The sequence below is a fragment of the Duganella sp. genome (assembly GCF_039595735.1).
Lineage (GTDB): Bacteria > Pseudomonadota > Gammaproteobacteria > Burkholderiales > Burkholderiaceae_D > Rugamonas.
The window spans coordinates 27,175-48,875 of the sequence record NZ_JBCNLB010000003.1 but is presented as its reverse complement, the minus strand read 5'-3'; the positions used below and the strand labels follow the sequence as shown (position 1 = coordinate 48,875).

General features: G+C 61.9%; 23 protein-coding genes. 11 read left to right on the top strand and 12 right to left on the bottom strand.

Annotation, left to right across the window (positions count from 1 at the left end):
- Positions 1 to 12: 12 nt before the first annotated feature.
- Positions 13 to 366, bottom strand: coding sequence for a flagellar hook-basal body complex protein FliE (locus ABDW57_RS07665; RefSeq protein ID WP_343729614.1), 354 nt, complete (start codon positions 364 to 366; stop codon positions 13 to 15).
- A 583-nt stretch (positions 367 to 949) separates the two neighbouring features.
- Between ABDW57_RS07665 and ABDW57_RS07660 the strand changes: the two genes are divergently transcribed.
- The 7 genes from ABDW57_RS07660 to ABDW57_RS07630 are packed head-to-tail and all read left to right on the top strand — an operon-like array spanning position 950 to position 7,278.
- Positions 950 to 1,834 (top strand): FliM/FliN family flagellar motor switch protein, encoded by an 885-nt coding sequence (locus ABDW57_RS07660; RefSeq protein WP_343729613.1) that lies wholly within the window; start codon positions 950 to 952, stop codon positions 1,832 to 1,834.
- Positions 1,835 to 1,836: 2 nt separating this feature from the next.
- Complete coding sequence (locus tag ABDW57_RS07655) at positions 1,837 to 2,208, top strand: FliM/FliN family flagellar motor switch protein (RefSeq protein WP_343730004.1); 372 nt, start codon at positions 1,837 to 1,839, stop codon at positions 2,206 to 2,208.
- On the top strand, positions 2,205 to 2,978 hold the full coding sequence (gene fliP / locus ABDW57_RS07650) for a flagellar type III secretion system pore protein FliP (RefSeq protein WP_343729612.1): 774 nt from the start codon (positions 2,205 to 2,207) through the stop codon (positions 2,976 to 2,978). Before ABDW57_RS07655 ends, fliP begins: the two co-directional genes overlap by 4 nt.
- 13 nt (positions 2,979 to 2,991) lie before the next feature.
- A complete protein-coding gene (fliQ, locus tag ABDW57_RS07645) occupies positions 2,992 to 3,264 on the top strand; it encodes a flagellar biosynthesis protein FliQ (protein ID WP_176649685.1) in 273 nt (90 codons plus the stop codon).
- A gap of 9 nt (positions 3,265 to 3,273) precedes the next feature.
- On the top strand, positions 3,274 to 4,065 hold the full coding sequence (gene fliR, locus ABDW57_RS07640; protein ID WP_343729611.1) for a flagellar biosynthetic protein FliR: 792 nt from the start codon (positions 3,274 to 3,276) through the stop codon (positions 4,063 to 4,065).
- Positions 4,058 to 5,194 carry a flagellar type III secretion system protein FlhB gene (locus ABDW57_RS07635; protein WP_343729610.1) on the top strand — a complete coding sequence of 379 codons (1,137 nt, stop codon included), beginning with the start codon at positions 4,058 to 4,060 and terminating at the stop codon, positions 5,192 to 5,194. Before fliR ends, ABDW57_RS07635 begins: the two co-directional genes overlap by 8 nt.
- A complete protein-coding gene (locus ABDW57_RS07630) occupies positions 5,191 to 7,278 on the top strand; it encodes a flagellar biosynthesis protein FlhA (protein WP_343729609.1) in 2,088 nt (695 codons plus the stop codon). Before ABDW57_RS07635 ends, ABDW57_RS07630 begins: the two co-directional genes overlap by 4 nt.
- On the opposite strand, the gene chrA is transcribed toward ABDW57_RS07630, so the two are convergent.
- From chrA to ABDW57_RS07610, 4 genes are all read right to left on the bottom strand, one after another.
- Positions 7,259 to 8,578: a chromate efflux transporter gene (chrA, locus tag ABDW57_RS07625; protein ID WP_343729608.1), complete on the bottom strand. Its 1,320-nt coding sequence runs from the start codon at positions 8,576 to 8,578 to the stop codon at positions 7,259 to 7,261. The genes ABDW57_RS07630 and chrA overlap by 20 nt on opposite strands.
- Positions 8,575 to 9,546: a hypothetical protein gene (locus tag ABDW57_RS07620; protein ID WP_343729607.1), complete on the bottom strand. Its 972-nt coding sequence runs from the start codon at positions 9,544 to 9,546 to the stop codon at positions 8,575 to 8,577. Before ABDW57_RS07620 ends, chrA begins: the two co-directional genes overlap by 4 nt.
- 105 nt (positions 9,547 to 9,651) lie before the next feature.
- Positions 9,652 to 10,554: a flagellin gene (locus ABDW57_RS07615; RefSeq protein WP_343729606.1), complete on the bottom strand. Its 903-nt coding sequence runs from the start codon at positions 10,552 to 10,554 to the stop codon at positions 9,652 to 9,654.
- Between the two features lie 266 nt (positions 10,555 to 10,820).
- Positions 10,821 to 12,497, bottom strand: a complete 1,677-nt coding sequence (locus ABDW57_RS07610) for an electron transfer flavoprotein-ubiquinone oxidoreductase (RefSeq protein WP_343729605.1) — start codon at positions 12,495 to 12,497, stop codon at positions 10,821 to 10,823.
- Between the two features lie 164 nt (positions 12,498 to 12,661).
- On the opposite strand from ABDW57_RS07610, the gene ABDW57_RS07605 reads away from it, so the two are divergent.
- Complete coding sequence (locus tag ABDW57_RS07605) at positions 12,662 to 13,438, top strand: SDR family oxidoreductase (RefSeq protein WP_176649693.1); 777 nt, start codon at positions 12,662 to 12,664, stop codon at positions 13,436 to 13,438.
- A gap of 47 nt (positions 13,439 to 13,485) precedes the next feature.
- Here the strand turns inward: ABDW57_RS07605 and ABDW57_RS07600 are convergent, their stop codons facing one another.
- The gene (locus ABDW57_RS07600) at positions 13,486 to 14,046 is read right to left on the bottom strand and encodes a LuxR C-terminal-related transcriptional regulator (RefSeq protein ID WP_343729604.1); all 561 of its coding nucleotides are present in this window, start codon (positions 14,044 to 14,046) and stop codon (positions 13,486 to 13,488) included.
- A gap of 127 nt (positions 14,047 to 14,173) precedes the next feature.
- On the opposite strand from ABDW57_RS07600, the gene ABDW57_RS07595 reads away from it, so the two are divergent.
- The 3 genes from ABDW57_RS07595 (at position 14,174) to ABDW57_RS07585 (ending at position 16,266) form a co-directional block, all read left to right on the top strand.
- A complete protein-coding gene (locus tag ABDW57_RS07595; protein ID WP_343729603.1) occupies positions 14,174 to 14,881 on the top strand; it encodes a CoA transferase subunit A in 708 nt (235 codons plus the stop codon).
- Positions 14,882 to 14,892: 11 nt separating this feature from the next.
- Complete coding sequence (locus tag ABDW57_RS07590; protein ID WP_343729602.1) at positions 14,893 to 15,543, top strand: CoA transferase subunit B; 651 nt, start codon at positions 14,893 to 14,895, stop codon at positions 15,541 to 15,543.
- A gap of 210 nt (positions 15,544 to 15,753) precedes the next feature.
- Positions 15,754 to 16,266, top strand: a complete 513-nt coding sequence (locus ABDW57_RS07585) for an FxDxF family PEP-CTERM protein (protein WP_343729601.1) — start codon at positions 15,754 to 15,756, stop codon at positions 16,264 to 16,266.
- Positions 16,267 to 16,316: 50 nt separating this feature from the next.
- Here ABDW57_RS07585 and ABDW57_RS07580 read toward each other — a convergent pair whose 3' ends face one another.
- The 6 genes from ABDW57_RS07580 to ABDW57_RS07555 all read right to left on the bottom strand — a co-directional run bounded on the left by ABDW57_RS07580 (position 16,317) and on the right by ABDW57_RS07555 (position 21,700).
- On the bottom strand, positions 16,317 to 17,351 hold the full coding sequence (locus ABDW57_RS07580; protein WP_343729600.1) for an HAF repeat-containing protein: 1,035 nt from the start codon (positions 17,349 to 17,351) through the stop codon (positions 16,317 to 16,319).
- An 86-nt stretch (positions 17,352 to 17,437) separates the two neighbouring features.
- Positions 17,438 to 17,857, bottom strand: a complete 420-nt coding sequence (locus tag ABDW57_RS07575) for a hypothetical protein (protein ID WP_343729599.1) — start codon at positions 17,855 to 17,857, stop codon at positions 17,438 to 17,440.
- 31 nt (positions 17,858 to 17,888) lie between these two features.
- On the bottom strand, positions 17,889 to 18,416 hold the full coding sequence (locus tag ABDW57_RS07570) for a hypothetical protein (protein ID WP_343729598.1): 528 nt from the start codon (positions 18,414 to 18,416) through the stop codon (positions 17,889 to 17,891).
- 18 nt (positions 18,417 to 18,434) lie between these two features.
- Positions 18,435 to 19,684, bottom strand: a protein-coding gene (locus tag ABDW57_RS07565) for an IS3 family transposase (protein ID WP_343729597.1) whose coding sequence is annotated in 2 segments (ribosomal slippage) — positions 18,435 to 19,399 and positions 19,399 to 19,684 — 1,251 coding nt in all. Because the reading frame shifts where the segments join, the coding sequence is not laid out codon by codon here.
- Between the two features lie 28 nt (positions 19,685 to 19,712).
- Positions 19,713 to 20,507, bottom strand: coding sequence for an Imm71 family immunity protein (locus tag ABDW57_RS07560; protein ID WP_343729596.1), 795 nt, complete (start codon positions 20,505 to 20,507; stop codon positions 19,713 to 19,715).
- 74 nt (positions 20,508 to 20,581) lie between these two features.
- Positions 20,582 to 21,700: a hypothetical protein gene (locus ABDW57_RS07555; RefSeq protein WP_343729595.1), complete on the bottom strand. Its 1,119-nt coding sequence runs from the start codon at positions 21,698 to 21,700 to the stop codon at positions 20,582 to 20,584.
- Between the last annotated feature and the right edge of the window lies 1 nt (position 21,701).

The following is a 21,701-nucleotide window of genomic DNA, read 5'->3' as shown; positions in this document are numbered from 1 at the left end:
TTTCGCAGAGGCTTACAGCGGTAATTTGATAAGTTCGTCGAGGCCGCCCATCACCTTGTTGCGCACTTGCATCAACATCGAGAAGGACAGGCTGGCTTCCTGGCTGGACAGCATGGCGCCGACCAGGTCGTCGCTCTTGCCGGAATCCACGTCCGCCATCTTCTGGCCGGCCTCGACGTCCTGGGTGTTGACCTTGTCGATGGCGCTTTGCATGGACTGGGCGAACGAGAAGGCGGCCTGGGGCTCGTGGGCCCCGTACTGGTTGGCGGCAGCGATGGTCTGCTGGCCGCTGTTGGCCATATTGTGCGCTGCGCTGGTCAGCGCAGCCAGGTCGGCCTGAATCAGGCTGGAGAATCCGTTGCTCATGGTGCTACCCCCGTGTTTGCCGCGTTTTTTTGCTGCATTGAATCCAGATGACTACCTTAGCGAGATTGCCGAAAAGCAGCAAGCCCATGTGGAAGATATTGTGGTGCGCGATACCAAACGTGCTACACATCCGTTGCGCCGTGTCACAGTCTTGTAAAAAAGATAGTGTAAGCAGGTGGCGGGAAGCGGGATGCGGAAAGTTGGAGCGGCGCGAAACCTTAACCGGGAGAAATCGTCGTGCCAAACGTGATCACGCCGGTTTTAACAATTTGTTTTGGGCAAATGTCGTTATAAATCATTCACTAAGCGCCGGTTGTTGAAGTAATCAAAGTTGCTGATCAAGTGGTTTAAGCTTACCGGCTAGCAACATTCTTGTAAAGCGCTATTTATCCCAGTGGAAATTATTTGGTCGAATATTGTTTATTAGCAATAATGTGAATTTTGAGGTATGCTGCTACCGGGATCGTCCCACTTTACGTTACGATTAAGCACTAAACCAAATTTTGCGCTGGAAACAACCAGTTTTTAGCTGGATAGTGCGATGATGGAGGAGTGGGAAAGAATTAACCGCCATGGCCAACACATGACAACGACAAAACAGACGCAACATCAAGTGCTGGACCCCAGCCTGCTGGGCCGTCCGGTACACCTGCTGCCGATCTTTGCGGCCCAGTTGCGCGACGATCTGGCGCAGTCCATGCGCCTGAACATGAACCGCCGTTACTGGGGCGGTTTCACGGTGCAGGACGTGGCGTTCAGCCGCCTGGAAGGCAACGAGATCCGCAGCCGCTGGCTCAGTTTTGCCGCGCCGGCCGGCCAGATCGCCTTCTCGCTGGAGCGCAAGGTGCTGCTCAGCGTGCTCAATTACCGCTATGGCAGCGGCGCCAAGGCCGATACCCCGGCCGTGGTGGACGAGGCCACGGTGCGCGTGACCGCCACCGAGGAGCGGCTGGCTGTGGTGCTGGGGCAACAGTTGGCCGGCACCCTGGCCGGCCGGATCGAACTCAACCTGCCGGTGATCGAGAAGCCGGCCCTGGCCGAAGGGGAGGCCGAGGAGGGCGGCGAGACCGAATTCAAGCCGGCGCCCGGCTCGCATCCGCCCAAGGGCACCTGGGTGATCACGGTCACCGTGGCCGAGACCGCCGGCGGCGCCACCGGCCAGTTCTGGTTTGCGCTCGACAAGCAACTGATGGCCAGCGTGCTGCGCGGCCTGCTGCGCGACCGCGACAGCGGCAAGAAATCCAAGGCCGCGGCCCCGCTGGCCCAGCGCCTGCAGGTCGGCCTGGTCGGCCGCCTGGCCAGCAAGGAGGTCACGCTGGGCACCCTGTACGATTTGCAGGTGGGGGATGTGATCCCGATCAGCCTGTCCAGAGCAGACGTCTTGCTCGAAGATTCCCGCCTGTTTACGGCCGCGGTCACCGAGCACAAAGGCAAACTCTGTTTAACCTCTTTTGAAGACGCCGAATAATGATGAACATGAACGTAGCCAACCCTAGCGACGCCCTGCTGGAAGACCTGTCGGAAGAGATGATTATCGACCAGCCCGGCAATGAGCTGACCGACCTCCCGGCCGCCACGCCGCGCCGCGACCTGCCAGCCATGATGCGCAAGATCCCGGTGACCTTGACGCTGGAAGTGGGGTCGGCCCGCATCTCGCTGCAGGACCTGATGAACATCGGTCCGGACAGCGTGGTGGAACTGGACGTGCTGGCCGGCGAGCCGCTGGTGATCAAGGTCAACGGCACTGCCATCGGCCGCGCCGAAGTGGTGGTGGCGGGCGAAAACTACGGCCTCAAAGTGATCGACCTCGACGGCCTGAATCTGGACATGATGACTCCATGACCTGGAGCATGAATGCGCAGTGGCGGCGGCGCCTGCTGGCGAGCGCGCCGCTGGCTGCCTTGTTGGGCCTCGGGCTGGCGGCCATGCCGGCCCACGCGGTCGACCTGCTGGCCAACGTGGTGCCGGGGGCCAAGACCGAACTGACGGTCAAGATGCAAATCCTGATCATCATGACGTTGCTGGGCTTGCTCCCGGTGATGGTCATGATGATGACCAGCTTCACCCGTTTCGTGATCGTGCTGTCGCTGCTGCGCCAGGCGCTGGGCCTGCAGCAGGGCTTGCCCAACCGGGTAATCACCGGGGTGGCGCTGATCCTGACCCTGCTGGTGATGCGGCCGATCGGCAACGAGATCTGGCGCGACGCCTTCGTACCCTACGACCAGGACAAGATTGGCCTGGAAACCGCGCTGCAGATCGCTGAAAAGCCGGTCTCGCGCTTCATGCTGGCGCAAACCAGCAAGGCCGCGCTGCAGCAGATCGCCCACCTGGCCGGCGAGGACAAGATCACCGAGCCGTCGCAGCACGCCTTCACCGTCAAGCTGGCGGCGTTTGTGCTGTCCGAGCTGAAGACCGCGTTCCAGATCGGCTGCATGCTGTTCATTCCCTTCCTGGTGATCGACCTGGTGGTGTCTTCGGTGCTGATGGCGATGGGCATGATGATGCTGTCGCCGCTGGTGATTTCGCTGCCGTTCAAGCTGCTGCTGTTTGTGCTGGTGGATGGCTGGACCCTGACCGTCAATACGCTGGTGACCAGCGTGCAGGCCTACTGAAAAGGCGCACCCTATGCTGACTCCTGAAATTGCCGTCGACCTGGTGGTTGAGTCGCTGCACATCGTCATGCTGCTGGTGGTGATTCTGGTGGTGCCCGGCCTGATCACCGGCCTGCTGGTGGCGCTGTTCCAGGCCGCCACCCAGATCAATGAACAGACGCTGAGCTTCCTGCCGCGGTTGCTGATCACGCTGCTGGCCATCATCCTGGCCGGGCGCTGGATGTCGACCCTGCTGATGGACTTCTGCGTTTCCATCTTCACCCGCGCCGCCACCCTGGTCGGCTAGCCTTCCGCCATGGAACCCGTCCTCGCCCAGTTGCTGCCGCTGCTGACCGCCGTCTGGTGGCCGTTCTGCCGCATCCTGGCGATGTTCATCGGCGCGCCGGTGCTGGGCGAGGCGGTCACGCCGACCACGGTGCGTATCCTGATCGCGCTGGTGCTGGCCATCCTGATGCTGCCGCTGACGTCCGGCGTGGACTGGGGACCGGCCGCGATCAACCCGTTTTCGCTGCACGGCGTGGTGGCCACCATCGAGCAAGCCATCATCGGCTTCGTGCTGGGGCTGGCGTTTCACTTTGCCATGTCGGTCATCGGCGTGCTGGGCTTCATGGTGTCGTCGCAGATGGGCTTGTCGATGGCGGTGATGAACGACCCGCTCAACGGCCAATCGTCCGACGTCACCTCGGCGTTGCTGTCGACCCTGGCCATCATCGTGTTCTTTGCCATCGACGGTCATTTGGTGATTGCCAATGTGATCGGCCAGAGCTTCAAGGCCTGGCCGCTGGGGCAGGGTTTCGGCAACCATCTGCTGGAGGCGGTGGCCTACAACGTCGCCTGGATCTTTTCGGCGGCCATGCTGCTGGCGATCCCGGTGGTGTTTTCCACGCTGGTGGTGCAGCTGGGCTTTGGCTTCCTGAACCGTGTCGCGCCCAGCCTCAACCTGTTTGCGCTGGGCTTTTCCGTGATCACCATCTTTGGCCTGCTGATGCTGGCGCAGGTGGTGCGCTTCATCCCCGAGCACTACGTGCGCATGACCAATATGGTGCTGGAGCTGATCCGCCAGCAGATGCAGGTGGCCCATGGCTGACGACAGCACTGGCGATAAAACAGAGAAGGCTTCACAACAGAAGCTGAAGAAATCGCGCCAGGAAGGGCAGGTGGTCCGCTCGCGCGATCTGTCCACCGCGATCGGCATCCTGGTCAGCCTCAAGCTGTTTGTCTACCTGCTGCCCGGCTACCTGATGGAATTCAATGAAATCTTCCACCAGAGCTTTGCCCCGCTGGACAGCGACGGCGCCATCGACAACGCCATGTCCACCGTGTTCAGCAGCTCGATGGTGTTGCTGATCAAGATGGTGCTGCCGCTGTTCGTGGTGCCGCTGTTCATCATGCTGGGCGCCATGGTGCCGGGCGGCTGGGTGGTCTCGACCAAGCACTGGGAGCCCAAGCTGTCGCGCATGAGCCCGATGTCGAATATCGGCCGCCTGTTCAGCGGCAAGCATGCGTTCGAGCTGGCCATCTCGGTCGGCAAGGCCGGCGTGCTGATTGCCGTGCTGATTCACGTGGCCCGTTCCAGCGTGGCCGACTACACCCAGCTGCAGCTGATGCCGATCGGCCAGGCCATGCTGCACGGCTCCGGCCTGATGCTGGACGGCCTGATGGCGATGGTGGCGGTGTTCGTGATCTTCGCCCTGATCGACGTCCCGGCCCAGGCCTGGTTCTTCGCCAAGAACCAGCGCATGTCCAAGCAGGATCTGAAGGAAGAACACAAGTCGACCGAGGGCCGGCCCGAGGTCAAGGGCCGCATCCGCCAGCTGCAGCGCGCGCTGGCGCGGCGCAGCGCGCGCAAGAGCGTGCCCAGCGCCGACGTGGTGATCGTCAACCCGGAGCACTACGCGGTCGCGCTCAAGTACGACCTCAGCAAGGCGGAAGCGCCGTTTGTGGTGGCCAAGGGCGTCGACGAGATGGCGCTGTACATCCGCCAGCTGGCGCTGGAATTCAAGATCGAAGTGATGGAGCTGCCGCCGCTGGCGCGCGCCATCTACAACACCAGCCAGGTCAACCAGCAGATCCCGGTGCAGCTGTACCAGGCGGTCTCGCAGGTGCTGAACTATGTGCTGCAGTTGCAGGCATTCCGTACCGGACGGCGCGCGGCCGAACCGGAACGTCCAAAAGAAGTTGTTGTGCCCACATCCATGAGCGAGGTTAAGCAGTGAATTTTTTACAGACGATGCTAGCGGAGATCCGTCGACACAAGTTTGCCACCCCGGCATTCCTGTTGATTATCCTGGCGATGATCATGCTGCCGCTGCCGCCGATATTGCTGGACGTGATGTTCACGTTCAATATCGTGCTGGCGCTGATTGTGATCCTCGGCTCGGTGTCGGTGCGCCGGCCGCTGGACTTCTCGGTGTTCCCGACCGTGCTGCTGGCCACCACCATGCTGCGCCTGACGCTGAACGTGGCCTCGACCCGGGTGGTGCTGCTGCACGGCCATGAGGGCACGGCCGCCGCCGGTCATGTGATCGAGGCCTTCGGTAATGTGGTGGTGGGCGGTAACTACGTGGTCGGTATCGTGGTGTTCGTGATCCTGATGATCATCAACTTCATGGTGGTGACCAAGGGCGCCGAGCGTATTTCGGAAGTGTCGGCGCGCTTCACGCTGGACGCCTTGCCGGGCAAGCAGATGGCGATTGACGCCGACCTCAACGCCGGCCTCATCAATCAAGAAAAAGCCCAGCAGCGCCGCCTGGAAGTGGCCTCCGAGGCTGACTTCTACGGCGCCATGGACGGCGCCTCCAAGTTCGTGCGCGGCGATGCCGTGGCCTCGATCCTGATTCTGATCATCAACATGGTCGGCGGCGTGGCGATTGGCGCGCTGATGCAGGACATGTCGTTTGGCGACGCCTTCAAGCAATACGCGCTGCTGACCATCGGTGACGGCCTGGTGGCGCAGATCCCGGCGCTGCTGCTATCGGCCGCGGCCGCCATTCTGGTGACCCGTATCTCGGATTCCGGCGACTTCGAACAGCAGGTGGGCAGCCAGGTGCTGACCTCGCCGCAGGTGATGTTCAGCGCGGCCGGCATGATGATCGTGCTGGCCATGGTGCCGGGCATGCCGTGGCAGATGTTCGGTCCGTTTGCGCTGGTGCTGGCCTATGTCGGCTGGAAACTGCTGAACCGGGTGCAAAAGCCCGAGACCAGCAATCTGGACGCCATCGAGGCCGCGCTGCGCGAAGACCGCGCGCCCGAGCTCGACTGGTACAGCCTGCCGGCCGTGCAGCCGCTGCAGATCGCGGTCGGCTACAAGCTGGTCAGCCTGATCGACAAAGCCCACGGCGAGCCCCTGACCAAGCGCGTCAAGGGCGTGCGCCAGAGCCTGTCGGAAGCCATGGGCCTGCTGCTGCCGCCGATCGCCGTGCGCGACGACCTGGGCCTGAAGCCGACCCAGTATTCGGTGCTGTTGTCGGGCAGCGTGGTGGCGCAGGCCGAGGTGTTTGCCGACCGCCTGATGGCGATCGCCTCGCCCAATGTGTACGGCCAGATCGACGGCATCCCCGGCATCGAGCCGGCCTACGGCATGCCGGTGACCTGGATTGAAACCAGTGAAAAGGCCAACGCGCTGGGCCTGGGCTACCAGGTGGTGGAAGCGCCCAGCGCGATTGCCACCCACTTGTCCAAGCTGATCCGCGAATACCTGCCGGAGCTGTTCCGCCATGAAGACGTGCCGGCGCTGATGGAGCGCCTGACGGCCATCTCGCCCAAGCTGGCCGCCGCGCTGGACAAGGCGCTGACCCATACCCAGCTGCTGCGCGTGTTCCGCGTACTGCTGGCGGAAAACGTCTCGCTGAAGGACATCGTGCCGATCGCCACCACCCTGGTGGACAGCTCGGAAACCACCAAGGACCCGATTTTGCTGGCGGCCGAGGTGCGCTGCGCGCTGCGCCGTCAGATCGTCACCAGCCTGTTTGGCCAGAAGACCGAGATGCAGGCCTTCAATCTGGGCGGCGACCTGGAAAACATGCTGCTCGGTTCGCTGAACCAGGCGCGCCAGAGCGGCAAGGTGGTGCTGGACAACTATCCGATCGATCCGCATCTGCTGGCGCAGCTGCAGGTCAACATGCCGGTGGCGCGCGAGCAGATGAAGCAGCAGGCGACGCCGCCGCTGTTGCTGGTGCTGCCGCAGATCCGTCCGCTGCTGGCGCGCTATGCGCGCCTGTTTGCGCCCGGCCTGCATGTGCTGTCCTACAACGAGATCCCGGAGAACCGCGAAGTCAGCATTATTGGAACAGTAGGCTAAGCAGGCCGGCCAGGCCGCTGGCCAGGATGACCGGGATCACGCCGCGCTGGTAGCGGAACAGGGCCACGGCGGCGGCCAGCGCGATCAGTGCCGCCAGCCATTCAAAGCGCCCCTGCCAGCCGCCCGGCCACAGGGTGTGCCAGGCAAAGAACAGCGCCAGATTCAGGATCACGCCCACCACCGCTGCCGTGATAGCGGTCAGCGGCGCGGTAAATTGCAGCTTGCCGTGGGTCGATTCAATGAACGGCCCGCCCAGCAGGATGAACAGGAACGAAGGCAGGAAGGTGAAGTAGGTCACCACCGCTGCCGCCAGCGCCCCCGCCAGCAGCAGCGCGTGCGGGCCGAGGAAGGCGGTATTCCAGCCGCCGGCAAAGCCGACATACGACACCACCATGATCAATGGCCCGGGCGTGGTTTCGCCCAGCGCCAGGCCGTCCATCATCTGCGCCGCGCTCAGCCACTGATGTTGCTCGACCGCGCCCTGGAACACGTACGGCAGCACCGCGTAGGCGCCGCCAAAGGTCAGCATGGCAGCCTTGCTGAAGAACCAGGCCATCTGCGCCAGCACGCCTTGCTGGCCAAACATGGCCAGCAGCAGCGCCATCGCCCCCAGCCACAGGATCAGATGCGCACCCAGCACCAGCCAGAAGCGCGGCCAGCGAAAGCGGGCGTGGGCTGGCGCCGGCGTGTCGTCGTCGATCAGCGCCGGCAGGTGGGCGCCGCCGGCCTTGCCGTGGCCGCCGCTGCTGTGGAAGCGCTGCGGCGCCAGCCAGCCGGTGAGGGCGGCCGCCAGCACGATCAGCGGAAATGGCGCCTGCAGCGCGAAGATGGCGACAAACGCCAGCGCGGCCACGGCCCACTGCCAGCGGTTGCGCAGCGCGCGCGAACCGACGCGCCAGGCGGCGTGCAGCACCAGCGCGGTCACCGCCGGCTTGATGCCGTAGAACAGGCCGGCCACCAGCGGCACGCTGCCCCAGGCCATGTACAGCCACGACAAGCCGATCAGAATGAATAGCGATGGCAGCACGAACAGCACGCCGGCCGCGATGCCGCCGCGCGTGCGGTGCAGCAGCCAGCCGATGTAGGTGGCCAGCTGCTGTGCTTCCGGACCGGGCAGCAGCATGCAGTAGTTGAGGGCGTGCAGGAAGCGCTGCTCGGAGATCCAGCGCCGCCGCTCCACCAGTTCCTGGTGCATGATGGCGATCTGGCCGGCCGGGCCGCCAAAACTGATGAAGCCGAGTTTGAGCCAGTAGGCAAAGGCCTGGGCGAAGCTGGGATGGGCCGGCCGTTCGGCCGTCATGCGGACTCGGAGAACAGGTCGTCCGGCACGGTGGGGGTGGACAGCAGCACCGCCACTTCGGCCATGGAGCGGAACAGGGCCTGGGTCAGGGCCGCGGTGTGCAGGCGGCTCGGATAGGAATGCTCGCCGCTGGAGGCGGGCAGTTCGCGCCGCAGGCGGCAGCGCAGAATGCTCAGGCCGGCACGGCTGACCACGGTCGCCAGTTGCGGCAGCATGTCGCGCATGTGCTGCATGGCGGCGGTCTGCGCCGCGCCCACCTCCAGCACCACGCCGTTGCCGCTGGCCGGTTCCATCTGGATCACCACCCGGCCGACACCGGGCAGCATCAGTTCCAGCCGCAGCGCCACGCGGGTGCGGCGGCGGCGGTTGCGGTCGTACTCTTCGTCATCCTTGACCACCACTTTCAGCACCAGCCGCTCGGCGCCCCAGGCGTAGACGGCAAAGCGCCACGGTTCCATCTCGGTCACCAGCGGCGTGCCGGGGCGGCCGTCGCGCATGGAGGAGGGCGTGTGGTCGGTCATGAACAGGCTGGCCGGCAGATGCTGGCCGGTGGCTTGCTCCAGCCAGGCGGCGCGCTGTTCGCCATAGGTACGCACCATCACCTGCCAGGAGGCGGCCATGGCGCTGGTGTCGGGCGGCTGCCAGACCAGCTGGCGCGATAAAAACACCTGGTTGGGGCGCATCGCGGCCGGATCGCCGGCGTCCGGCATGTCGGCCAGGGCGGCGGCCAGCGCCTCGGCGTGCGAAGGCGGCAGGGTTTGCTGGTCCGGGCCGTCAAGGATGGCGCCCACCGCATTCGGGCCGCCGGTGCCATTGGGGCCGCCGGGCAGCAGCGGGCCGACCGGGAAATCGATATCGAGCGGACCGTCGGCACCGGGCGCGCGCGCCACCGGGCCAGGCTGCTGCGCAGGCTGGCGGTCCGGCACGCCCCAGGGGCGCAAGGTGGGTCCGATACGGTCTACAGCCATCAGGCTCGCTTTCTCATCTTGCGTGTATAAAAAAAGCCAACCGAAAAGCTCCGGTTGGCCCTTTTAGCAACCCGGACATGTTGACATGTCCGGATATTACTACGATTACTGCAGCAGGGACATAACCAGCGACGAGGTGCTGTTCGACTGCTTCAGCATCGCGGTGCCGGCTTGCAGCAGCATCTGAGCCGAGGTCATGTTCGACGATTCGGTCGCGAAGTCGGTGTCCATGATACGGCCGGTAGCGGCCTTGGTGTTGGTCGAGATGTTCGACAGGTTGTTGTACACGTGGTCCAGACGGTTGGCGGTAGCACCCAGCGACGAACGTACCGAGCCAACCTGGTCGATGGCGGTCGAGATGGTGTCGATGGTGTTGTTTGCAGCGGTCTGGCCAGCAGCGTTCGAGGCGCTGGCGGTACCGTCGGTACCGTCCGAGATTTCGGTGCCCACAGCGGCGCCGCCGGCAGCGTAACGTGCGCTCACGGTGCCCAGGGTGGTGGTCAGGGTGGTCATGGCGGCCGACAGGTCCATGCTCATGGTTTCGCTCTTGCTGGCGCCGATCTGGAAGGTCATGGCCGCAGCGATGGTGCCGCCGTCCAGCAGCTTGGCGCCGCCGAAGGTGGAGTTCTTCATGATGTTGTTCAGTTCCGAACCCAGCGCGTCGAATTCCGACTGCAGGGCGGCCTGGTCTTTTGCGGTCGACGATGCGTCAGCTGCCTGGGTGGCCAGGTCTTTCATGCGGGTCAGCATGGTGGTCACTTCGTCAAACGCGCCTTCGGCGGTTTGCAGCATCGAGATCGAGTTCTGGGTGTTGCGCATGGCCATGGCCATACCGCTGGTCTGTGCTTTCAGACGGGTGGCGATTTGCAGGCCTGCAGCATCGTCCATGGCCGAATTGACACGGAAGCCGGTGCTCAGGCGGGTCTGCGAAGTCGACAGTTGCGACTGGGTGCGACCGATCGAGTTCTGTGCGGAAAGGGCCGCAGAATTGGTGTGAAGGCTCAGCATGAAATAACTCCTGGTAGGTGGATTCAGTTCGGAGCAACGGATCCTTTGTGCTCTCCCAAGTACAAGACGACCGTATCTGGAAGGACATTAAATGCTTTGTGGAAATTTCTAAAAAAAATTTTTACTCAGCTGCAAAGTAGCGTTCTGCCGCCTGTTTCCACCCGCCGATTATGGGCCGATTGGCAGGCTGGGGCAAGAATTCCTGCCCTGGGCCAAAAAAGAAACAGCGCGGTGGGGCGCCGCGCTGTGCTTAAAGTGTTGCTTTTTTACATATTCGGATAGTTCGGGCCGCCGCCGCCTTCCGGCGTGATCCAGACAATGTTCTGGGTCGGGTCCTTGATATCGCAGGTTTTGCAGTGCACGCAGTTCTGGGCGTTGATCTGCAGGCGGTCGGCGCCGTCGTCGGTCTTGACAAATTCATACACCCCGGCCGGGCAGTAGCGCGCTTCCGGACCGGCATACTGCTTCAGGTTGACGTCCACCGGCACGCTCGGATTCTTCAGCGTCAGGTGGATCGGCTGGTCTTCCGCGTGGTTGGTATTCGAGATGAATACCGAGGACAGGCGGTCGAACGTCAGCTTGCCATCCGGTTTAGGGTAATTAATCGGCGCGAACTGCGACGCCGGTTTCAGGCATTCGTGGTCGGCGTGCGTGTGGTGCAGGGTCCATGGCGCTTTGCCGCGGAAGATGATCTGGTCGATGCCGGCCATCACCGAACCCAGGTACAGGCCCTTGTTCAGCCATGGCTTGACGTTGCGCGCCACATGCAGTTCCTCGTGCAGCCAGGATTGCTCGAAGGCGGTCGGGTAGGCGGCCAGTTCGTCGCCCTGGCGGCCGGCGCCCAGCGCCTCGAACACCGATACGGCGGCCAGCATGCCGGATTTGATGGCGGCGTGCGAACCTTTGATGCGGCTCATGTTCAGGAAGCCGGCGTCGCAGCCGATCAGCGCGCCGCCCGGGAACACCAGTTTCGGCAGGCATTGCAGGCCGCCGGCGGCAATCGCGCGCGCGCCGTAGGAGATGCGCTTGGCGCCTTCAAAGAAGGTGCGGATTTCCGGGTGGGTCTTGTAGCGCTGGAATTCCTCGTACGGCGACAGGTAAGGATTCTCGTAGTTCAGGCCCACCACGTAGCCGACCACCACCTGGTTGTTTTCCAGGTGGTACAGGAAGGAGCCGCCGTAAGTCTTGCTGTCCAGCGGCCAGCCGGTGGTGTGGATCACCAGGCCGGGCTGGTGCTTGGCCGGATCGATTTCCCACAGCTCTTTAATCCCGATGCCGTAGGATTGCGGGTCTTTGCCCTTGTTCAGGTCGTACTTGGCGATCAGCTGCTTGCCCAGGTGGCCGCGCGCGCCTTCGGCAAACAGGGTGTACTTACCGTGCAGTTCCATGCCCAGCTGGAAGTCCGGACCCGCCTCGCCGTCACGCTTGACGCCCATATTGCCGGTCGCCACACCCTTGACCGAGCCATCGTCGTTGTACAGCACTTCGGCTGCAGCGAAGCCGGGGAAGATTTCCACCCCCAGCGCCTCGGCCTGCTGACCCAGCCAGCGCACCACGTTACCGAGCGAAATCACATAGTTGCCGTGGTTTTCAAAGCACTTCGGCAGCAGCAGGTTAGGGGTCTTGTAGGCCTTGGTTTCGGTCAGGAACAGCACGCGGTCTTCGGTGACGGCGGTGTTCAGCGGCGCGCCTTTTTCTTTCCAGTCCGGGATCAGTTCGGTCAGGGCGCGCGGGTCCATCACGGCGCCGGACAGGATATGGGCGCCCAGCTCGCCGCCTTTTTCCAGCACGACGACCGACACTTCCTGGCCTTTCTCGGCGGCCAGCTGCTTGATCTTGATCGCTGCCGACAAGCCTGCGGGGCCGCCGCCGACGATAACGACGTCATACTCCATCGCGTCGCGCGGGCCATATTGTTCTACGAGGTTTTGTGGCTGAGTCATAGTCTGTTGTTATAGTGATTGTGAGGAATGAGAAAATTTTAGCACGAACGTGCTTCTTTTTTGATTGGATTGACGCCATTTTCCGCGACATTATTAGACACCGCAATCTAATACTGGGAATTTGTGTAATCATTACATTTAATCACCAACATCAGGGAGTCGCCGTGGGCATCGAAGTCAACTTTGAGGGAAAAATTGCGCTGATCACTGGCGCCTCCAGCGGTCTGGGAGCCCGGTTTGCCAAAGTGCTGGCCCAGGCGGGGGCGCAGGTGGTGCTGGCCTCGCGCCGCACCGAGCGCCTGAAGGAATTGCGCGCCGAGATCGAGGCCGACGGCGGCGCCGCCCATGTGGTCAGCCTGGACGTGACCGATTACGCCAGCATCAAGTCGGCCATTGCCCACGCCGAGACCGAGGCCGGGCCGATCGACATCCTGGTCAACAACTCGGGCGTGTCCACCACCCAGCGGCTGGTGGACGTCACGCCGGAAGACTACAACTTCGTGATGGACACCAATCTGCGCGGCGCTTTCTTTGTTGCCCAGCAGACCGCCAAGCGCATGATCGCGCGCGCCAAGGGCGATCCGACCAAGAAGCACCGCATCATCAACATCGCCTCGGTGGCCGGCTTGCGGGTGCTGCCGCAGATCGGCGTGTACTGCATGAGTAAGGCCGGCGTGGTGCAGATGACCAAGGCCATGGCGGTGGAGTGGGGCAAGTATGGCATCAACACCAACGCCATCTGCCCCGGCTATATTTCGACCGAAATCAATGAAGAATATTTCGCCACCGAGCAGGGCCAGAAGCTGATCGAGATGCTGCCGCGCAAGCGCCCCGGCAAACCGGAAGACCTGGACGGCCTGCTGTTGCTGCTGGCCGGCGAGGACTCCAACTTCATCAACGGCGCCGTGATCAGCGCCGACGACGGCATGACCGCGATGTAAGCGCGTCGTACCGGCGAAAGCCGGTACCCATGCTGAGCCTGCGCGGCTCAGAGCTGTACGCCAACCAGCTTGTGCACCAGTTCCGAGGAGGTGGCAGCCGAGAATTTGCGCATCAGCTTGGCGCGGTGCATTTCCACGGTGCGCGGGCTGAGGTCGACCTGGCGGGCGATGGTCTTGCTGGTCTTGCCTTCCACCAGCAGCGCGGCGATTTCGCGCTCGCGCGGCGTCAGCTCGGCGGTGACCGGGCGTTTTTCGCTGACATCTTCAAAGGTCCAGATGCCGGGGCCGAGCGGTGCGCTGGATTGCATGGCGTGGCCGGTGACGTGGCACCAGAACAGTTCGCCGTTCGAGCGGCGCATGATGCGCTCGTCCGAATAGCGGCCCTTGGCGTTCATGATGGGAATGATGCGGTCGCCGGTGCGCAGGAACTCATCCATCGTTGGGTAGAGGGCACGAAATGACAGGCCGTCCAGCTCGGCCCGGGTATAGCCAAACATGGCGGCCAGCGCCTCGTTGGACGACTGGATGATGCGGTTTTCCGAGATGCACATGCCGACCGGCGCGTGCAGGAAAATGGATTCATAATTAATGACAGGCTGAACGCTCATATGTTCTGGCAGGTATTTCTACGGTATTGAACTTTTGATGTGCGTATTCTATGCTGGATCGCCGTATTGCTAACGCATTTAACAACGTTGGCTATGCACACGCAACACAAATCATAAAGGGACACCTATGAACAAGATCTATCCGGACGCCGCCAGTGCCTTGGCTGGCGTGGTCCAAAACGGCCAAACCATCGCCGTCGGCGGCTTCGGCCTGTGCGGCATCCCGGAGGCGCTGATCGGCGCGCTGCGCGATTCCGGCGTCACCGGCCTGACCGCCATTTCCAACAACGCCGGCGTCGATGGTTTCGGCCTTGGCCAGCTGCTGGAAACCCGCCAGATCAAGAAGATGATCGCTTCCTACGTCGGTGAAAACAAGGAATTCGCGCGCCAGTACCTGGCCGGCGAACTGGAGCTGGAATTCACCCCGCAAGGCACGCTGGCCGAGAAGCTGCGCGCCGGCGGCGCCGGCATCCCGGCCTTCTTCACCAAGACCGGCGTCGGCACCATCGTCGCCGACGGCAAGGAAATCCGCGAATTCGACGGTGAGCAGTACGTGATGGAACGCAGCCTGGTGGCCGATGTCTCGCTGGTCAAGGCCTGGAAGGCCGACAAGGCCGGCAACCTGGTGTTCCGCAAAACCGCGCGTAACTTCAATCCGAACGCCGCCATGGCCGGCAAGATCTGCATCGTTGAAGTCGAGCAACTGGTGGAAACCGGCGAGATCGACCCGGACCAGGTGCACCTGCCCAGCATCTTCGTGCATCGCATCGTGGTCAACGCCACGCCGGAAAAACGCATCGAGCAGCGCACCATCCGCGCCGCCAACCAGGAATAACGGAGATTACTATGGCATGGACTCGTGATGAAATGGCCGCGCGCGCGGCCAAGGAACTGCAAGACGGTTTCTACGTGAACCTCGGCATTGGCTTGCCGACCCTGGTGGCCAACTACGTCCCTTCGGGCATGGAAGTGTTCCTGCAGTCGGAAAACGGCCTGCTGGGTATCGGCCCGTTCCCGACCGAAGAGGAAATCGACGCCGACCTGATCAACGCCGGCAAGCAGACCGTGACCGCGCTGCCGGGCGCCGCCTACTTCAGCTCGGCCGACTCGTTTGGCATGATCCGCGGCGGCAAGATCAACCTGGCGATCCTGGGCGCAATGCAGGTCTCGGAAAAGGGCGACCTGGCCAACTGGATGATCCCGGGCAAAATGGTCAAAGGCATGGGCGGCGCCATGGACCTGGTGGCCGGCGTGAAAAAAGTGGTGGTGCTGATGGAGCACGTGGCCACCGCCAAGGACGGCACCACCTCGCACAAGCTGCTGCCGAAATGCGACCTGCCACTGACCGGCGTAGGCGTGGTGGACCTGGTCATCACCGACCTCGGTGTAATGGAAGTAACCGAAGCCGGCCTGAAAGTGACCGAGCTGGCGCCGGGCGTGACCAAGGACCAGATCCAGGCCGCCTCCGGCGTCAAGCTGGACTTCTCGGCCCTGTAAAGCACTTCGGAGCCAGGTAAACGGCATGCTGCGGCATGCCGTTTTTATTGGTGCTCAGCAATTTTATGGCGGAAAATAGGTCTGATCTATGGCAATTAGAATGTGGATAGGAAATTATTTGTTGATGTCAATTTTATAAGCCTGTATGCTTGGCATGTTGTTTATTTGATAGTGGACTTGTTCTTTTCTACATCCTGATCGGACAATAAAATGAAACTTCGCTCGTTGGCATTGGGCCTTGTATTGGCCGCCTCTTCTTTCGTCGCCTCGGCAGCCGCCTTTACGGTTGTCTTGAATCCGACCACGCCGAATCACCTCACCGCCTCGTTTGGTGATACTCCGGTTCTGGGCAGCTTTACCGATGTATTCACCTTCACACCTGGCCTGGCGCCAGGCAGCAGTGCGTCGGCCTACTTCCTCAACTTCTCGTTGACCGGCCAGGGCCATTTCGATCCGAACCTGCAGATTCTGTTTACCGCGGCGGATCTGAATGGCACCCCGTTCAGCATCATCAACAGCGTTCCGTTCGCTCAGGGTGGCGTCTATGTGCCCGACATCAGTGGCCCGCTGGTCCTGACGGTGTCCGGCACTTCCAACGGCGGCAGCTATTCCGGCGTGATCAACGTCACGATGGCGCCAGTGCCTGAGCCAGCCACCTACGGCATGCTGGCCGGCGGCCTGGCCCTGCTGGGTGTGGCGGCGCGCCGCAAACGCCGCAGCTGATCTGGCCTTGCCAGAGACGAGCAAGCCCGCCGAGCGCGGGCTTTTTTGTCTCAGAGGGCCAGGCTGGAGATCCGCAGACCGCGATAGCGGCGGCGGTAGACCACCACGCCGGCGGTGGCGATCAGCACCACGGCAATCATGGTCAGCAGGTCCTGACCGCCGTGCGTGACCACTGCCGGCTGGCTGGAGATCATGGTCGAGGCACTGAATTTCTTGCCGGCGTATTTGGCCCCGATCACCAGTTCCTGGTTGTTGATGGCGTTGACCAGGTACAGGCCGTACCCGCCCGGATGCACGGTCATTTTCCCATCGCGATACACAAACGAGCGGCGCTCATCGCCAACGCGGATGCTGCCCACCACATGACCGGCGTCGTTGATGGCGGTGGCAAAGCTGTCGCCATAGCCGATCAGCGCGCCCAGATCGGTCATCTTGCCCTGATCCCAGACGAAGGCGTGCCAGCGCCGTGCCGGTGTTTCGGACGCGCCCACCACCACACCCTTGTCGTTGATCGCGCTGGCGCTGCTGGAGCGTCCACCGAGCGTGCCGATATCCTGCATGCTGCCATCCTTGTACAGAAAGGCGCGGCGATAGCCGTCGGGCAGGGCGGCGGTGCCGACCACGTCGCCCAGGTTGTTGATGCCCGCCGCGTAACTGATCTTGCCGCCCAGGGTGCCCAGATCGCGCGGTGCATGCTCGCCATCGCTGAGGAAGGCGCGGTAATAGCCGTCGCTGGTATCGGCAAAGCCGACCACCTGGCCTTGGTCGTTGATGGCGGCGCCGTAGCTGCTGTTGCCGCCCAGCGTGCCGAGATCCTGCATCCGCTCGCCATGGCGTACCACAAAGGCGCGCCAGTAGCCGCTGGCATTCTGCGCTGTGCCGACTACATCGCCTTCATTGTTGATATCGCGGGTGAAGCCGTCGCTGCCGCCCAGCGTGCCCAGCTCGATCGGCCGCTTGTCGTACAGGATGGCGCGCTGACGGCCATCATCCTCCTCGATAACGCCGACCATCTGCCCGCGGGCATTGATATCGACCGCGATGCTTTGTTCCGCGCCGCGCGCGCCCAGTGTGAGTTCCGCCATGTTGTGACCTCCGCAGTGTGAATGCAATGCTCAGTGCAACTCCCGTGCCACGCCGGTTTCGGCTTCAAACTGTACGAAAATGAACGTTAGCGTTGTTCGCTTTCGGACATTAGCGCTCTGGTGCGCTCCTGCGCCAATTGTAGAGCATGCTGATAGTGCGCACGCTGAACTTTGCGCTTGTTTTCCTCAATCGCCCGTTCGTAAGCCTGACGCAGCGCCGGATCCTTGATGCTATCCGGCGCCACGCCAGCCGGCAGCCCAGTCTCCGGCGGCGGCGCCAGGTTCAACTGCGGCAAATCGCCATCCTCAGGATGCATTTCGTGATCGATAGCGCTGCCGATGGCACGCCACAGCGCGCGCTGCTCCCCAGCCTGTGGCTTCGGCAATTGCGCCGCCAACTCGATAGCCTGATTCAAGGCCGCGACATCATGCGTCACGCGAAAACGCTCCAGCAACCGCCTTGCCTGTTGCGCCTGATCCGCTGCTGCGGCCAGGCTGGCAAACAAGACCAGCGCAATTCCAAGAAATGGTTTCATCTTACTTTCGGATTAACCTGATGCGCGCCCAGACGGCGTCCAGGTGCTGTTTATACGCGTTATTGGCCTGCTGAGCCAACACTGCATCGTATTGCTTCTTACCTTGTACGGCAGGCCTGCCGCCAGCTTGATACATTTCCAGTTCGCCGCGTATCGCCAGCTTGGTGCCGCCTTCGCGCAGGATCACCTTAACGGTCGAGTAATCGATGCCGCCACTGCAAAACAGGCGATAGGGAATGGTGACTTCGCTGCGGCCGTCGCCATTCAGGTCGGTAACGGTGACCGCGCTCGTGAAGAATTCCGCGGCAGAATCCAGGGTAGGGCAGTCCACCATATCGCGCACGGTCCACTCGGTTTTCCAGCGTCCGTCCTGGCGCCCGTAGTACACCGCGTTCAGCTCGTGATATTCCTCGCGCCCGGCCGGCTTGGACGGCGACGGCCCGGACTTCCGGCTCAATACCAGCACGTGCTCGCCACCCTTGTCGATGACACGCTGTGCGCTGACCAATAAAGTGGACCCGTCAGTCAAGACACTCAGCCGGTTAATTTAAGCTGTGTCCGTTTCCACTTCCGCAGCTGCCCGGCGCTGCCCCGTACCGCTGATTTTTTGCAGCTTCTGGTCTGCGTCGCCGAATTTGTCGACGATCATCGCACCGCCGCCGATACCCGCGCTGTAGACCCGATCTGGCGTCTCGTAGCCCAATGCCTGATGTGGGCGCTCGGCGTTGTAGAACGCGAAGTATTGCGCCAGCCCCACCATCAACTCGGCCATGTTGGCGTAGCCCTTCAAATACACATCCTCATACTTCACGTTGCGCCACAGGCGCTCCACAAAGATGTTGTCCAAAGCCCGTCTGCGCCCATCCATGCTGATCGCCACGCCTTCACGTTTGAGTACACCGGTGAAGGCGCTGCTGGTGAACTGTGAGCCCTGGTCGCTATTGAAGACCTCGGGCTTGCCATGGTGACGTATAGCGTCTTCCAGGCAGTCCACGCAGAACGCGGCGTCCATGCTGTTGCTGATGCGCCAGGACAGCACCTTGCGGCTGTACCAGTCGATGATCGCCACCAGATAGGCAAAGCCCTTCGCCAGGCGGATGTACGTGATATCCGTCGACCACACCTGGTTGGGCCGCGTTACCGCCACACCGCGCAGCAGGTAAGGATAGACCTTGTGCCCTGGCTGCGCCTTGCTCGTGTTGGGGCCCGGCGCCATGCCGGCCAGGCCCATCCCCCGCATCAGGCGCTGCACGCGCTTACGGTTGACGCGGTGGCCTCGCCCGCGCAGAAACACCACCATACGCCGACTACCGTAGAACGGCCGATTGGTGTACTCCTCGTCGATCAGCGCCCGCAGCTGGCCATCTTCCTCGTCTATCAATGGCTGGCGCGCTGCCGCTTCCAGTCGCCGGTAGACCGTGGAGCGCGGCACGGCTGCTAGCTCGCACTGCATCGCCAACGGCACCTCATCGCCGCGATCAATCCACTGCACCCGTTCGGCCGGGCTCATTCCCCGAGCTTTTTTTTGAGCCAATCCACCTGCATCTTCAGCCGCCCAATCTCGCCATACAGCTTGTCCTCCGGGCTGCTTTCATCGACCGGTTTGGGGCCGCGCTTGACGTCGAACAGCGCCCCGGCGTTTTCGAGGATCTCCTTTTTCCACTGCCCGACAAGCACCGGATGCACGCCGTACTCCTGCGCGATCTCCGTCACCGTCTTCACTCCGCGTACCGCCTCCAGGCCGACCTTGGCTTTGAACTCCGACGTGTGCACCCTGCGTTTTTTGCCTTCACTCATGCGCTATCATCCTTTCACGGACGACAGCTTAAACCACCGTCTCAAATTCGGGGTCCACTATAGTCATCTTTGGCGCATTCGATCCGGCGTGTAGATAATTCATGCAGCCTTGGATAGCGAAAGGTGGTTGCGGTTTCGGCGGGCGCGTAAGTAAGTTGAGTATAGAAGGTTTGGGAATCCCGACAGGTTCCCAGATGCCCGAACATGGCAGCTGTTTGCCGGTGCGGACAAAAACGTTGTCAACCGGGTCAGGAACGGGCGCAAGCTGTGCAGGAAACGGGGTCTTGGCAAGTTCGTTTTGAAGCCACTGCCCATACAACGTGGGGGCAGGGTCTTCAAGGTAACGTGCTTCAAGAATTTGCGGGCCGCACTCGCCCCATGCTTCAGCGAGTGCAGTGAGCGCTTCGCAAAAATCCACCCAGCAGGGAGTGCCTTTTTTGATACCATTTTCGCCCAGCTCAATGCGTTGGAGCATCTGGGACCAATGGGTCAGCATTCGCATCGCCATGATAAATTCGCCGTTCGAATCGAACTTAAAGATGCGCTTGTCGCCTTTGGACAAAAGGATGACTCCTTCTTCGCAGTGAGCCAGACACTTCAGGATGAGTGCATATTCGGTCAAAGGGAGAGACGTGTCATCACCTATGCCGTTATTATCGGCTTGACGGACGCTCTTTTCAGTGACCTCTGCCCAAGCTTGATAGTATTCAAAAATACGCCGCCAAGCGGTGAGTGAGCTGAGCTTCTTCAGCCAGTAAAAAATTTGCTGTCGCTCTAGTTCAGATGGCAGCTTTACGACATCGTTGATGCTTGATGGTTTCATCGTGCGGTATTAATGGTGTACCCATGCTATTTACTTCGATAATTTGACGCGGCGTAGCCTCCATCCTCGTTTAACTATTTGGTGTCTTCCTGGTTGCTATCCCATTGCCAGATGGTGTAGCCATACTGGCCGCCAACTTCCGGCATGGTTTCACCGACAACGAAATGGCGCCGAGAATCAGACTTGGCAGGCGTGAAGTAGTAGCCTGCTTGCGGGCAAGGTGCGCCGGCGTCCACGCGTGGGCCGCCGGTTGGCGTTGCCGTCTCGCTACTATCCTGCCAGTCCATTGGCTGGCCGTGCAGCTGCTCCACATAAATCCAGCTGCAAGGCCGAGTTGTGAAGGCATGGCGCCCCACCAGGCTGGGGGTCAGCTCTGGCTCGGGTAGGCTGTCGGCAAGAAAAGGGTCCTGTGCCAGACGCGGGTCCTTGGCATGGGACTGGGCGAATGCCTGCATCGCCCGCGTATCCCGCCACAGCTGGCGGCGCCCGAGCGCAGCCAGTGCCGCCAACCCGAGGTCGTTGAATGTATTGCACTCCAATAGTTTGCCCGCTGGTGGTCCGGTCCAGCAGAACTGCGGCGTGCCGTGCGGATCATCCAGCGGCAGGTAAACACCCGTACGCACCGGCGTCTGGCCGGTGTTGCCGATGACGTCGGGGCGCAAGCGCAAAGCTGGCGCAGATTGCAGCACCTCGGGCATTTCCTGCAAGGTGACGGTAAGCGTGAAGTCGTCCCAGCGACCGCTGGCCTCGTGTTGATACATGGTGCTGTCGATGTTGCCGGCATATACCGAGATTTGCTCAAGGCGCGCCTGGAAGTCATCCTCTTCCTCCGGGGTCATCCAGTCCAGCGATAATTCGGCCAGGCCGCGTACACATTGATTGGCGCCGGTCACTGAGTAGCTTTCAAAGGCGCGTTTGGCAATATCGGTGGCGATGGACAATTCAAAGTCGGCCAGGAAGGGCCAGCCATTGTTGCCCCAGTTATCGGCGGTGTTGCGCGTGCCCCAGCGCGGATCGGCCAGCAACTCGTCCCGGTTTTGCAGCTTGGCCAAGTCCAATGTGGGATCGATGGAAGCCAGTAGCGCATGCAGGCGTTGCTGCAATCCCTTCAGATATTCCAGCGACGCGAAGTGGTACAGCAGACTCACCTGTTCTTTTTGCGTGGTGGTCAGTTGAAACGGTGCGTTCTGCATA